The sequence below is a fragment of the Stenotrophomonas sp. YJH_SMC_14-1 genome, from assembly GCF_059372275.1.
Window position 1 is genome coordinate 276,809 of sequence record NZ_JCAFVK010000002.1, and the last position, 12,380, is coordinate 289,188.

Consider the following 12,380-nt stretch of genomic DNA (forward strand, 5'->3'; position numbering starts at 1 on the left):
AATCGTGATGCGCCTGCGAGGTTGCCGGCCAGCGGCCGGCACTACCTGCATCGCCGATGGAAACCAGCGTGTCGCCAGCTCCACATGCGGCCCCGCTAGAATGCCTGCATGACCGAATTCATCCCGCCCGGCACCCGCTTCCACGCCCTGCCCTCGCCCTTCCCGTTCAAGCGCGGCGGCGCCCTGCACGGCGCGCGCGTGGCCTATGAGACCTGGGGAACACTGGCGGCCGACGCCAGCAACGCGATCCTGATCGTGACCGGCCTCTCGCCGGATGCACACGCGGCAGCCAACGACGCCAACCCGGCAGCGGGCTGGTGGGAAGGCATGGTCGGACCCGGCGAGGCGATCGATACCGACCGCTGGTTCGTGGTCTGCGTGAACTCGCTGGGCAGCTGCAAGGGCTCGACCGGTCCGGCCTCGCTCAACCCGGCCACCAGCCAACCGTATCGTCTCGACTTCCCCGAGCTGTCGATCGAAGACGGCGCGCGCGCCGCGATCGAAGTCGTGCGCGCCCTGGGCATCGAACAGCTTGCCTGCGTGGTCGGCAATTCGATGGGCGGCATGACCGCGTTGGCCGTGCTGATGCTGCACCCGGGCATTGCGCGCAGCCACGTCAACATTTCCGGCAGCGCGCAGGCGCTGCCGTTCTCCATCGCGATCCGCTCGCTGCAGCGCGAAGCGATCCGCCTTGATCCACGCTGGAATGGTGGCCACTACGACGACGACGCGTATCCCGAGTCCGGCATGCGCATGGCGCGCAAGCTGGGCGTGATCACCTACCGTTCGGCACTGGAATGGGATGGCCGCTTTGGCCGCGTGCGGCTGGATTCGGACCAGACCGACGACGATCCGTTCGGCCTCGAATTCCAGGTGGAAAGTTACCTGGAAGGCCACGCACGGCGCTTCGTGCGTTTCTTCGACCCCAACTGCTATCTGTACCTGAGCCGCTCGATGGACTGGTTCGACCTGGCCGAGTACGCCGATGGCGATGTGCTGGCCGGGCTGGCGAAGATCCGGGTGGAGAAGGCGCTGGCGATCGGCGCCAACACCGACATCCTGTTCCCGGTGCAGCAGCAGCAGCAGGTCGCCGATGGCCTGCGTGCCGGAGGCGCTGACGCCCATTTCATCGGATTGGAGTCACCGCAGGGTCATGACGCCTTCCTGGTCGACTTCGATCGTTTCGGCCCCGCCGTGCGCGGCTTCCTCGACGCGCTGTAGTGGCTTGGCGGCGCAACCTGGCGCTCGCCGCGTTCGGCGCGTTGATCGCGCTGATGGTCAGCGGTGTGCTGCCGCTGTGGCTGGGTGGCTGGTGCGTGCTGGCCAGCGCGGTGTCGTTCGCGCTGTACGGCCAGGACAAGCGCGCGGCGCAGCGAAAGCAGTGGCGCATTCCCGAACGCACCCTGCAGCTGCTGGCCTTTGCCGGTGGCTGGCCGGGCGCGCTGCTGGGCCAGGCGCTGTTCCGCCACAAGCACCGCAAGGCCGCATTCCAGGGGGTGTTCTGGTTGTGCGTGCTGGCCAACGTGGCCTCGATCGCGGTGATGCTGCGCGAGTTCTCGCGGTAACCCTCGCAATCGGTAGTGCCGGCCGCTGGCCGGCAATTCCGTGTCCGTATCAAGCGCCATGAGGTTGCCGGCCAGCGGCCGGCACTACCGGTTCACGCTTCGCGTACCAGAGCCCCGTCGCGCAACCGGTACTGCGCATCAACCACGCCTTCGGGCAGGTCGTCGTGGGTGATCATCAACAGGCTGCGCCCGTCCAGCAAACCGGAAAGGTCCTGCAGCAGCGCGCGTGCGGTATCCACGTCGAGGCCTTCGGTCGGTTCGTCCAGCAACAGGATCGGCGCATTGCGCAGCAGCGCACGCGCCAGTGCCAACCGCCGCGCCTGGCCGGCCGACATCGTCGCGCCGTTCTCGCCCACCCAGGCCGGCAGGCCGCCGTTGCGCTCGGCCCATTCACCCAGGCGCACGCGGCGCAGCACCGCCCACAAGGCGGCGTCGCTGGCATCGGGATCACCCAATCGCAGGTTCTCGGCCACGCTGCCGGCAAACACCGGCGCGTTCTGCGGCAGCCACGCCAGTTGCCGGTGCCAGTCGGCTTGGGCGAAATCACGCAGGTCGCGGCCACCGTAGGTCAGCCGTCCCTGCTGCGGATCCCACAACCGCAGCAGCAGGCTCGACAGCGTGGTCTTGCCGCTGCCGCTGTCTCCACGGATGGCGATGCGTTCGCCTGGCGCCAGGGTCAGCTGCAGGCCGGACAACACCGGCCGCGCGCCGCCTGGCCACTGGAAATGCACGTCATCCCAATGCACGCGCGCAGCCGGCGGCACCACCTGTGGCGCCGGCGGATCGTCCACCGTCGGCGGTTGCTCGACGATCGCCTGCAGGCGATCGGCGGCAATGCGCCCGGACTGCAGCGACTGCCAGGCCAGGCCCATGCCGGCCCACAGCTCGATCAACGCCACGGTGAGGAACACCAAACCTGCGGCCATTTCCGGTGCGATGCGCCGCTGCTCGGCCGCGTGCAGGGCCAACGCCAGCATCGCCACCAGGCCCAGCCCCGCCACCAGGCCGTGCAGGGTCGAGGCCGCGATCAGGCGCCAGCGGCGGCGGCGGTCACGCGAGGCCAGCTGCTTGGCTGCCACGCGCACCTTCAGCTGCCACGCTGCATCGGCATGCAGCGCGGCCAGGTCACCCGCACCTTCCAGCCCTTCGAATGCGGCGGTACGCAATGCGGCACGATGCGCGGCACGGTCGGCCTCTTCGTCGTCATGGCCACGCACGCCCAGCCACGGCACGCCGAAGGCTATCAGCAGCGCCAGCACCGCCAGCAGCACCGCAGCCGACGGCAGGATCAGTGCTGCCGAAACGATCGCGACCAGCGACAATCCGCCCAACGCCACCAGCGGCCCGATCGCACGCACCAGCAGGCCGTCCACTTCACCAATGTCGCCGAGCAGGCGCGCCAGAAGGTCGCCGGTGCGCGTAGCCCCCAACCGTGCGGGTGCCAGCGGCAACGCGCGGCGGAAGAACCACACGCGCAGGTCACGGGCGATGCGCAGCGTGGCGTCGTGGCCGACCAGCTTCTCGAAGTAGCGCGACACGATGCGCGCCATCGTCAGCCCGCGTATACCCGCGGACGGTGAGAAGAAGTTGAAGCCTTGGCCGAGGCCGGCCGCCCCAGCCAACGCGGCGGCGGTGAGGAAGCCACCGGACAGGCCAAGCAATGCGGTGCCGGCCAGCATGGTGGTCCACAGCAGCAGCACGGTCAGCAGCAGGCGCGGCCGATGGCGCAGGAACACCGCGCGCAGCGAATCAGGCGAACGGCTCATGCGCGCACCGCCTGTGCCGGTTCGACCAGGCGCCCTTCCGGCAGCAGCAGGCAGCGGTCGGCCCAGGCGATCACCGCCGGGCTGTGGGTGGCGACCACCACACTGCGACCCCGCGCATAGGCAGCCAGGCTGCGCAGCAGTGCGGCCTCGGTATCGGCGTCGAGAAACGCGGTGGGTTCGTCCAGCAGCAGGACCTGCGGGTCGCGCAGCAACAACCGGGCCAGGCCGATACGACGGGCTTCGCCGCCGGACAGGCCGAAGCCACGTTCGCCGATCACCGTGTCCAGGCCCTGTGGCAGGCGCTGCGCGAACTGCAGCACCTGCGCGGCCTCGGCCACCGCACGAAGACGCGCATCGCTGGCACCCGGATCGGCCAGCCGCAGGTTGTCGGCAATGCTGCCGTGGAACAGGTAGGGGCGCTGGCTGGCATAGGCCACCTGCACACCGGGACGCAGCTGCAGCTTGCCGGCGCGCGGCGGCAGCCAGCCGGCCAGCGCTTCCAGCAGAGTGCTTTTACCGGAACCGCTGGGACCAACCAGGGCCAGGCGCTGGCCCGGCTCCAGCCGCAGGTCCAGATCCTGCAGCACATCCTGCGGCGCGCCCAGCGGGCGCAGCACCAGCCCTTGTGCCTGCAGCGGCGGCAAGGCGGCCTCGGCCGGCTCCACCGCCAGCGGTGCAACCTCGTTCTCGACCAGGCCCTGCTCATCGGGCAGCGACTGCAGCAGGCGCTCCACTTCGGCGGCGGCGGCCAGTGCATTGGCGCGATCATGGTAGTGCGCGGCCAGCCGTCGCAGCGGCGCATAGAATTCCGGTGCCAGCAGCAGGCAGAACAGCCCCGCACCCAGCGTCGGCACCGCTGCATGCAGCGACATCATGCCCAGATAGCTCAGGCCCAGGTACAGCGCCACCATCGCCACGCTCACCGAGGCGAAGAATTCCAGCACCGTGGACGACAGGAAGGCAATCCGCAGCACCTTCAGCGTGCGCACGCGCACGCCTTCAGCGGCAGCCTCGATACCCTCCAGCTCGGCGTCACCGCGGCCATACAGGCGTAGCAGGCCCAGGCCCTTGATGCGGTCGGCGAAATGGCCGCTCATGCGTGCCAGCTCATCCAGCTGCGCACGGCCGGCCGCTTCGGCGCCCCAGCCCACCAGCATCATGAAGAACGGCACCAGTGGCGCGGTGAACAGCAGGATCAGCGCCACCACCCAGTCCACCCAGGCCACCGCGGCCAGGATCAGCAGCGGCACCACCACCACTTCAGTGCGCACCGGCAGGAAGCCGCTGTAATAGCTCTCGATCGCATCACCGTGATGCAGCATCAGTTCACCCAGTTCGCCGGTGCGGCGCTGCCGCAGCCACAGTGGGCCGTGGCCCAGCAGGCGTGCGAACACGCGTTCGCGCAATGCCAGGCGTGCGGCGTCGGCCACGTCACCGGCGGCGGCCTGGGTGGCGCTGCCCAGCAGGGTGCGCAGCACCAGGATCACCGCCAATCCCGCCAGCACCGGCAGGCCAGAGGCCAGCGGCACGCGCTCCACCAGCACCTGCTGCACCAGCCAGGCGATGGCGGCAGCCTGGCCGATCAACAGTGCGCCGGACAGGCTGATGCACAGCGCGGCCAGGCGCTGGCGGCCCCGGGCGGAGCGTGCCAGGTCGGCCAGCCAGGCCGTGCGCACACGCCGCTGGCGGGCGGTTTCAGCTTCCGGGGACAGGCCGTCAGGGGTCGTTTCGGCAGCGCTCAAGAGGTCTTCACGGGCAACGGGGGAGACACGGCATTGTAGGCGCAGGCAATAGCCCGCCCCTGCGGCCGGCGGTCGCAGTCTTCATCAGGTTGGCATACGATCAACCGGGGCACCTGTTCATACATTGATCTGGATCAAGGCTGTTTGAAGTAGTCGGTCACATCATTCACGTCGTAGACCACCCTTCCCGCCACCTGCAACGGCACTATCCAACGAGGTAGCCAGGCCATGATTGATCAGACAGTCGTAGAACTGTCGCGGCTGCAATTCGCGCTGACCGCGATGTACCACTTCCTATTCGTACCGCTCACCCTCGGCCTGTCCTTCATGGTGGCCATCATGGAGAGCGTGTATGTGATGACCGGCAAGGAGATCTGGCGCAGGATGACCCTGTTCTGGGGCGTCCTGTTCGGCATCAACTTCGCCATGGGCGTTGCCACCGGCATCGTCATGGAATTCCAGTTCGGCATGAACTGGTCCTACTACAGCCACTACGTGGGTGACATCTTCGGTGCGCCACTGGCCATCGAAGGCCTGATGGCGTTCTTCCTGGAAGCGACCTTCGTCGGCCTGTTCTTCTTCGGCTGGAACCGCCTGAGCAAGGTCAAGCACCTGATGGTGACCTGGCTGATGGCGCTGGGGACCAACCTGTCGGCGATCTGGATCCTGGTGGCCAATGGCTGGATGCAGAACCCGACCGGTGCGGTGTTCAACCCGGAAACCATGCGCATGGAAGTGGTCGACTTCATGGCGGTGGTGTTCAACCCGGTGGCGCAGGCCAAGTTCGTGCACACCGTCAGCGCCGGCTACGTGACCGGTGCGGTGTTCGTGATGGCGATCAGCGCGCTGTTCCTGCTGCGCAACAAGCACAAGGACCTGGCCCGTCGTTCGTTTGCGGTGGCCGCGGCGTTCGGCCTGCTGTCATCGCTGTCGGTGGTCGTGCTGGGTGACGAGAGCGGTTACGCCGCCAGCGAACACCAGAAGATGAAGCTGGCCGCGATCGAAGCGATGTGGGAGACCGAGCGTGCGCCGGCCGACTTCACCGCCTTCGGCATCCCCAACCAGGAGACTCACCAGAACGACTACGCGGTGAAGATCCCCTACCTGATGGGCCTGATCGCCACCCGCTCGTTGAACCAGCCGATTCCCGGCATCCTGGAACTGGTCGAGCGCGCCGAACACCGCGTGCGTGGCGGCCAGCTGGCCTACGGTGCATTGGAACGCCTGCGCGCCAACAAGAACGACGTTGAAGCGCGCGAGATGTTCGACCGTCACTGGCAGGACCTGGGCCACGGCCTGCTGCTCAAGCGCTATCGCGATGACATCCTCAACGCCACCCCGCAGGAAATCTCGCAGGCGGCGATGGATACGGTGCCGCGCGTGATGCCGTTGTTCTGGACCTTCCGCGTGATGGCCGGCCTCGGCTTCTACCTCATCGCTTTCTTCGCCCTGGCCTTCTACTACTCCTGCCGCAACAATTTCCAGGACAAGCGCTGGTTCCTCAAGCTGGCCCTGTGGACGCTGCCGGCACCGTGGATCGCGATCGAGTGCGGCTGGTTCGTGGCCGAGTATGGTCGCCAGCCGTGGGCGGTCGATGGCGTGCTGCCGACCTTCTATGCAGCATCGGGGCTGGCCCTGCATGAAATCGTGCTGACCCTGGCCGGCTTCACTGCCATCTACACCGCGCTGATCGTGGTCGAGATCAAGCTGATGCTCAAGGCGATCCGCAAGGGTCCGGACGAGGTGCTGCCGTCACTGCAGTCGCCCCAGCCGCATGCTTCCCACAATGCCTCGGCGCCGGCCGCCGGCCAGGCCTGAGGCAGGAGAACCAAGATGGATTTCATTCTTCTGGACTACACCACGCTGCGCGTGATCTGGTGGCTGCTGCTCGGCATCCTGCTGATCGGTTTCGCCGTGATGGATGGTTTCGACCTGGGCGTGGGCACCCTGCTGCCCTTCGTCGCCCGCAACGACGCTGAGCGCCGGCTGGTGATCAATACCATCGGTCCGGTATGGGAAGGCAACCAGGTGTGGCTGATCCTGGGCGGCGGCGCGATCTTCGCCGCATGGCCGCCGCTCTACGCGGTCAGCTTCTCCGGGTTCTACCTGGCGATGTTCGTGATCCTGTTCGCGCTGATCCTGCGACCGGTCGGCTTCAAGTTCCGCAGCAAGATGCCCAGCGAGCGCTGGCGCAACACCTGGGACTGGGCGCTGTTCATCGGTGGCTTCATCCCGGCGCTGATCATGGGCGTGGCGGTGGGCAACGTGGTGCTGGGCGTGCCGTTCCACTTCGATGACAGCATGCGCATCTTCTACACCGGCTCGTTCTTCGGCCTGCTGATGCCCTTCGCGCTGCTGGCCGGCCTGCTCAGCGTGTCGATGCTGGTCGCCCACGGTGCCGCCATGCTGGTGCTGAAGACCGACGGCCCGGTGGCCGAACGTGCGGCCCGTTTCGGCAGCATCGCCGCGATCATCGCCTTCGTGCTGTTCGCGGTGGGCGGTGCCTGGGTGGCCTTCGGCCTGCCGGGTTACCAGATCACCTCGCAGGTGGTCACCGACGGCGCCACCAATCCGCTGCTGAAGACCGCCGAACTCGGCGCCGCCGGTGGCTGGATGCGCAACTACAGCGCCATGCCGGCCACGATCCTGGCGCCGCTGCTGGGCCTGGCCGGCCTGCTGGCCAGTGCGGTACTGCTGCGGGCCCGTCGCGGCGGCTCGGCCTTCATCGCCTCGGGGGCCGCCATCGCCGGCATCATCCTGACCGTCGGCTTTGCGATCTTCCCGTTCCTGCTGCCGTCCTCGAGCCAGCCCACCTCCAGCCTGACCGTGTGGGACGCCTCGTCCAGCCACCTGACCCTGTGGATCATGCTGCTGGCCACGGCGGTGTTCCTGCCGATCATCCTCGCCTACACCACCTGGGTGTACCGCGTGCTGAAGGGCAAGACCACCACCGAAGAGATGGGCAACAACCCGAACGCGTACTGATTGCTTGCACGTGTGCCGACCAACGGTCGGCACCTACCCGGAATGAAGGAGACTGATCATGTGGTATTTCGCCTGGATTCTCGGTGCCGGCCTCGCCTCGACGGTGGCCATCCTCAACGGCATGTGGTTCGAAGCCCGCGAGCAGAACCGCATCGAGAAGGAAAATCGTCGCTGAGCTGTAAAAAAGCCTTGCCGCCTTGGCCTTCACACGGTATCTTAGGCGGCTCCTTCGGGGTGTAGCTCAGTCTGGTAGAGCGCTACGTTCGGGACGTAGAGGTCGCAGGTTCGAATCCTGTCTCCCCGACCACTCACGTGGTCGCATTGAAGCCTGGTGAAGTCGTCCAGGCTTTTTTGTTCCCTGAAGTGGCACTGCTTCGGCAGTGTGAAGAAAACAGCATTCCCCCCTTGCCGCCATCGGGGTGAATCGCTAGAATAGGCGGCTCCCTTCGGGGTGTAGCTCAGTCTGGTAGAGCGCTACGTTCGGGACGTAGAGGTCGCAGGTTCGAATCCTGTCTCCCCGACCACTTCGGTGGTCACCAAGAAGCCTGGAAGACATCACTGTCCTCCGGGTTTTTTTGTATCAGGCACCTGGCCGCCCGCATGACGGGACCTTGCCGGAGCCCGCACGTACAATGGCCGCGCTGCCGGCCCGCCAGCAGCCCTCCCCCACCTGCCGCTTCGGCGTAGACCGATGCCGGCGCTGCATGCCACTGCCCCGGCGTGCGACACCTGCAAGGACCACCGATGAGTTCCTCCACTTCCGATTCGCCGTCGCTGCTGCACGGCCGCGTCCTCGCATTCGCCGCGATCCTGCTGGCAGCGATCAACCTGCGCACCGCGGTCACCTCGATCACCCCGCTGCTGGACGTGCTCGGCCAGCAGTTCGGTTTCGGTACCACCATGACCGGCGTGCTGGGCATGCTGCCGACCGCGTCGTTCGCACTGTTCGGCGTGGCCACGCCGGCGCTGGCGCGGCGCCTGGGCCTGGAGCGCACCACGCTGCTGGCGATGGTGATGGCGATGGCCGGCCTGCTGCTGCGTTCCAGCGCCGGCAACGTCGGCACGCTGCTGTTGGGTTCGGTGGTGGCACTGGCCGGCATGGGCATCGGCAACGTGGTGGTGCCGCCGCTGGTGAAGCGCTATTTCGCCAACAAGGTCGGCACCATGAGCACGCTCTACATCAGCGTGCTGCAGCTGGGCACGATGCTGCCGGCGCTGCTGGCGGTGCCGGTGGCCAACGCCGCAGGCTGGCGCGTGTCGCTGGGCATGTGGGCACTGCTGGCACTGGCCGCAGCATTGCCGTGGCTGGTTCTGGCCAGGCGCGCACCGAAGCCGCAGGCAGATGCCACCGACCCGGCCGCACAGCCGCATGGGAAAGTCTGGCGCACCTCACTGGGCTGGAGCATGACGCTGATGTTCGGCATGACTTCGCTGATGACCTATTCGATGTTCACCTGGCTGCCACGCATCGTGGTCGAGGCCGGCGGCACACCGGCCTTTGGTGGCGTGATGGTGGCGGTGTTCTCGGCGCTCGGGCTGCTGCCGTCGCTGGTCATTCCGTCCATGGCAGTTCGCATGCAGAACCCGTTCCCGCTGGTGCTGATCGGTTTCTTCTCGTTCGTGATCGCCTTCACCGGCCTGCTGCTGGCACCGATGAAGGCCCCCCTGCTGTGGGCGTGCCTGCTCGGCGTCGGTCCATCCACCTTCCCGCTGGCGCTGACCCTGATCAACCTGCGCACGCGCACCCCCACCGGCTCGGCGGCACTGTCCGGCTTCATGCAGGGCGTGGGTTACAGCTTCAGCTGCCTGGGGCCATTCCTGGTCGGCTGGCTGCATACGGTCAGCAACGGCTGGACGCTCCCGTTCAGCTTCCTGTTCGGTTGCGCCACCCTGATGCTGTGCGCCTCCTGGGTGGCCTGCAAGCCGCGCAAGCTGGAAGACCTCTGGTAAGCCGCGCAGGGCCTCGCAACCGGCCCTACCTACCGCTCGTCAGCCCGTCTGCGCATTTTGACACCGGGCTGACAATTCCGGGCGGATAGTGCCCACGAATGCCCATCCTTGCCGCGTGCCGGCATCGGGCATGGGGGCGGCAGCGCCGCCCAGGCCGCCATTCGGTGTGCGGGGGACTCTCGTTTCAGACAAGACATTGCAGGTCGCTGTCCGGGTTTGTATCCGTCCTTGCTGGACGGGAATGCACGAAGGGAGTGACGCGGGCCACGGCCACGCCAAAAGCTGGCATGTGATGTGCGTCACATTTCTCAGGTTGTCTGGTTCGGAAGCCAAGGGGGTTCCCGATGGTTGTCCACCGCCGGCTGGCGCTCAGCGTCGGCCTTGCCTGTACCACCCTGGCCTGGGCCAGCAGCGCTGCCCCGCCTGACCGCGAGGCGGCCCTGGCCGAGATCGGCCGCTACCGCGACCAGGCCCGCTGGCTGGATGCCCTCGGCGCGATCGAGCGCGCCAGCCAAGAGCAACCCAGCGACGACCTGCTGTTCAAGCTGCGCGTACTGACCCTGGGCGACATCGGCAACGCCTGGCGCGCCTGGGAGCTGTACCAGCAGCGCCCGCAGCTGTTCGACGCTGCACAGAAGCAGCGCATCGAAGGCGACTACCTGGCCAAGCTGGTGGTCTGGAGCCTGGCCTACAGCAGCAGCGAAGACAGCCGCCTGGAAGAAGCCGAATCGACCCTGGCGCGCATGCAGCGCTACCTGGGCAGCGAAGGCACCCCGCCCGCGCAGGCGCCGCTTCGCGTTCGCATGGACCGGCTGATCCTGCTCAACCGGCTGGGCCGCCATGCGCAGGTGCGCGAGGAAGCCCGCGCACTGCAGGCCGAAGGCCATGCCCTGCCCGACTATGTGCTGCCTGCGGTCGGCGATTCGCTGATGGGCACCCTGCATCCGGAAGAAGCCATACCGGTGCTGCAGGCGGCAGTGGCCGGCGACCCGACACGCGATGCCTCGCATTCGGAACTGGCCTATGCCTACCTGGAGAGCGAGCAGCAGGAAAAGGCGATCGACCTGCTGCAGGCCTGGCGTGACAAGGAGCCGGCGTGGCGCTGGAGCAACGGCAAGTCACCGTACGCGAACTGGTCACGTTACGAGGCCGACCTGAATCTGGCGATGGTACGCGCCTACAGCGGCGACCTGCGCACCGCACAGCACGACCTGGAGTCGATGGTCGACATCGCACCGGGCAACGGCGGCCTGCAGAGCGCGCTGGGCAGCGTGTACATGATGCGCGGATGGCCACGCATGGCACTGCAGCGCCAGCAGATGGCACATGCGCTGGACCCCCGCGACATCGAGCCGCGGCTGGGCATGGAGGAGGCCTACGTCGCCCTGCAGCGCGATGACCTGGCAAGGCCACTGCACGACGATCTTGTCGCACGCTACCCGACCCAACCCGCCGTCGAACGCATGGACCAGGCCTGGCGGGCGCATCGCGGTTGGCAGCTGAAGGCATGGACCGACATTGGTCGCAGCTCCGGCGGTGGCGGCACCTCGCCGCTGGGCAACAACGACCGTCACTACGGGGTCGAAGTGCAGACACCGGTACTCGACGACCGCTGGCGGTTGTTCGCCTTCGCCGACAGGCGCTCGGTCGACTTCCAGGACCAGCGCATCGACCCGCTGTGGCTGGGCGCGGGCGTACGCTACCGCTTTGGCCAGCTGGATGCGGAAGCGGCGGTACTGCGCGCCAACGACCACATTGGCGATACCGGCCTGCGCATCGGCGTGGGTTGGCAGTTCAACGATTACTGGCATGCCGGGCTGGTGGCCGCACGCAATGACCCGGAAGCCTCGATGCAGGCGCGCGTGGCGGGCATCAGCGCTGACAGCGTGAGCGCGCAGGTCGACTACCGGCGCAGCGAGCTGACCCACTGGATGTTCGGCGCCAGCCGCTTCCGCTACGACGACGGCAACCACCGCGAGCTGTTCAGCACCAGCATCGAACAGCGCCTGCTGACCCGCCCGCGCTGGTTGATCGACGGCCTGGCCAGTGCCTACACCAGCCGAGGCAGCCGCGACGACGCGCCCTACTTCAACCCGAAGCGCGACCGCATGGTCGAGATCGGGCTGCGCATCGACCAGCAGCTGTGGCGGCACTACGAGCGCCACTTCCGGCACCGCCTGACGGTCTCGCTGGGTGACTACTGGCAGGACGGCTTCGGCAGCGCTCTGGTCCCTTCGGTGTCCTACATGCACGAATGGCAGCTGGGCCAGGGCCGCGTGTTCGAGTACGGCGTGCGCTGGTCGCGGCCGGTCTACGACGGCCACCGCGAGCGTCATATCGGCTTCGAAGCCGCACTGCGCTGGGGAGAGTGA

9 protein-coding genes and 2 tRNA genes are annotated in these 12,380 nt (G+C 67.3%); 9 read left to right on the forward strand and 2 right to left on the reverse strand.

What is annotated here, in order from left to right:
• Nucleotides 1-108 precede the first annotated feature (108 nt).
• Both metX and AC5P9P_RS06275 read left to right on the forward strand, forming a co-directional pair.
• Complete coding sequence (gene metX / locus AC5P9P_RS06270) at nt 109-1,221, forward strand: homoserine O-acetyltransferase MetX (protein WP_049454323.1); 1,113 nt, start codon at nt 109-111, stop codon at nt 1,219-1,221.
• Nucleotides 1,221-1,565: a DUF1294 domain-containing protein gene (locus tag AC5P9P_RS06275; RefSeq protein WP_049432746.1), complete on the forward strand. Its 345-nt coding sequence runs from the start codon at nt 1,221-1,223 to the stop codon at nt 1,563-1,565. Before metX ends, AC5P9P_RS06275 begins: the two co-directional genes overlap by 1 nt.
• Before the next feature lie 92 nt (nt 1,566-1,657).
• Here the strand turns inward: AC5P9P_RS06275 and cydC are convergent, their stop codons facing one another.
• Both cydC and cydD read right to left on the reverse strand, forming a co-directional pair.
• Nucleotides 1,658-3,331, reverse strand: a complete 1,674-nt coding sequence (gene cydC, locus AC5P9P_RS06280) for a thiol reductant ABC exporter subunit CydC (protein ID WP_049402646.1) — start codon at nt 3,329-3,331, stop codon at nt 1,658-1,660.
• On the reverse strand, nt 3,328-5,073 hold the full coding sequence (gene cydD, locus AC5P9P_RS06285) for a thiol reductant ABC exporter subunit CydD (RefSeq protein WP_033832951.1): 1,746 nt from the start codon (nt 5,071-5,073) through the stop codon (nt 3,328-3,330). The genes cydC and cydD overlap by 4 nt, the downstream gene beginning before the upstream one ends.
• A 228-nt stretch (nt 5,074-5,301) precedes the next feature.
• Between cydD and AC5P9P_RS06290 the strand changes: the two genes are divergently transcribed.
• From AC5P9P_RS06290 to pgaA, 7 genes are all read left to right on the forward strand, one after another.
• On the forward strand, nt 5,302-6,891 hold the full coding sequence (locus tag AC5P9P_RS06290; RefSeq protein WP_005410352.1) for a cytochrome ubiquinol oxidase subunit I: 1,590 nt from the start codon (nt 5,302-5,304) through the stop codon (nt 6,889-6,891).
• Nucleotides 6,892-6,906: 15 nt separating this feature from the next.
• The gene (cydB, locus tag AC5P9P_RS06295; RefSeq protein ID WP_033832953.1) at nt 6,907-8,058 is read left to right on the forward strand and encodes a cytochrome d ubiquinol oxidase subunit II; all 1,152 of its coding nucleotides are present in this window, start codon (nt 6,907-6,909) and stop codon (nt 8,056-8,058) included.
• Nucleotides 8,059-8,116: 58 nt separating this feature from the next.
• Nucleotides 8,117-8,233, forward strand: a complete 117-nt coding sequence (gene cydX, locus AC5P9P_RS06300) for a cytochrome bd-I oxidase subunit CydX (RefSeq protein WP_005410354.1) — start codon at nt 8,117-8,119, stop codon at nt 8,231-8,233.
• A gap of 55 nt (nt 8,234-8,288) precedes the next feature.
• Nucleotides 8,289-8,365 (forward strand) — tRNA-Pro (locus tag AC5P9P_RS06305).
• A 140-nt stretch (nt 8,366-8,505) separates the two neighbouring features.
• Nucleotides 8,506-8,582 (forward strand) — tRNA-Pro (locus tag AC5P9P_RS06310).
• A 220-nt stretch (nt 8,583-8,802) separates the two neighbouring features.
• Nucleotides 8,803-10,008 carry a CynX/NimT family MFS transporter gene (locus tag AC5P9P_RS06315; RefSeq protein WP_033832954.1) on the forward strand — a complete coding sequence of 402 codons (1,206 nt, stop codon included), beginning with the start codon at nt 8,803-8,805 and terminating at the stop codon, nt 10,006-10,008.
• A 344-nt stretch (nt 10,009-10,352) separates the two neighbouring features.
• Complete coding sequence (pgaA, locus tag AC5P9P_RS06320; RefSeq protein ID WP_049404657.1) at nt 10,353-12,380, forward strand: poly-beta-1,6 N-acetyl-D-glucosamine export porin PgaA; 2,028 nt, start codon at nt 10,353-10,355, stop codon at nt 12,378-12,380.

Bases quoted from the DNA above. Each gene is read 5' to 3' on its own strand.
- AC5P9P_RS06290 (WP_005410352.1), top strand. From the start codon at position 5,302: ATGATTGATCAGACAGTCGTAGAACTGTCGCGGCTGCAATTCGCGCTG.
- cydX (WP_005410354.1), top strand. From the start codon at position 8,117: ATGTGGTATTTCGCCTGGATTCTCGGTGCCGGCCTCGCCTCGACGGTG.
- cydB (WP_033832953.1), top strand. From the start codon at position 6,907: ATGGATTTCATTCTTCTGGACTACACCACGCTGCGCGTGATCTGGTGG.
- pgaA (WP_049404657.1), top strand. From the start codon at position 10,353: ATGGTTGTCCACCGCCGGCTGGCGCTCAGCGTCGGCCTTGCCTGTACC.
- AC5P9P_RS06315 (WP_033832954.1), top strand. From the start codon at position 8,803: ATGAGTTCCTCCACTTCCGATTCGCCGTCGCTGCTGCACGGCCGCGTC.
- metX (WP_049454323.1), top strand. From the start codon at position 109: ATGACCGAATTCATCCCGCCCGGCACCCGCTTCCACGCCCTGCCCTCG.
- cydC (WP_049402646.1), bottom strand. From the start codon at position 3,331: ATGAGCCGTTCGCCTGATTCGCTGCGCGCGGTGTTCCTGCGCCATCGG.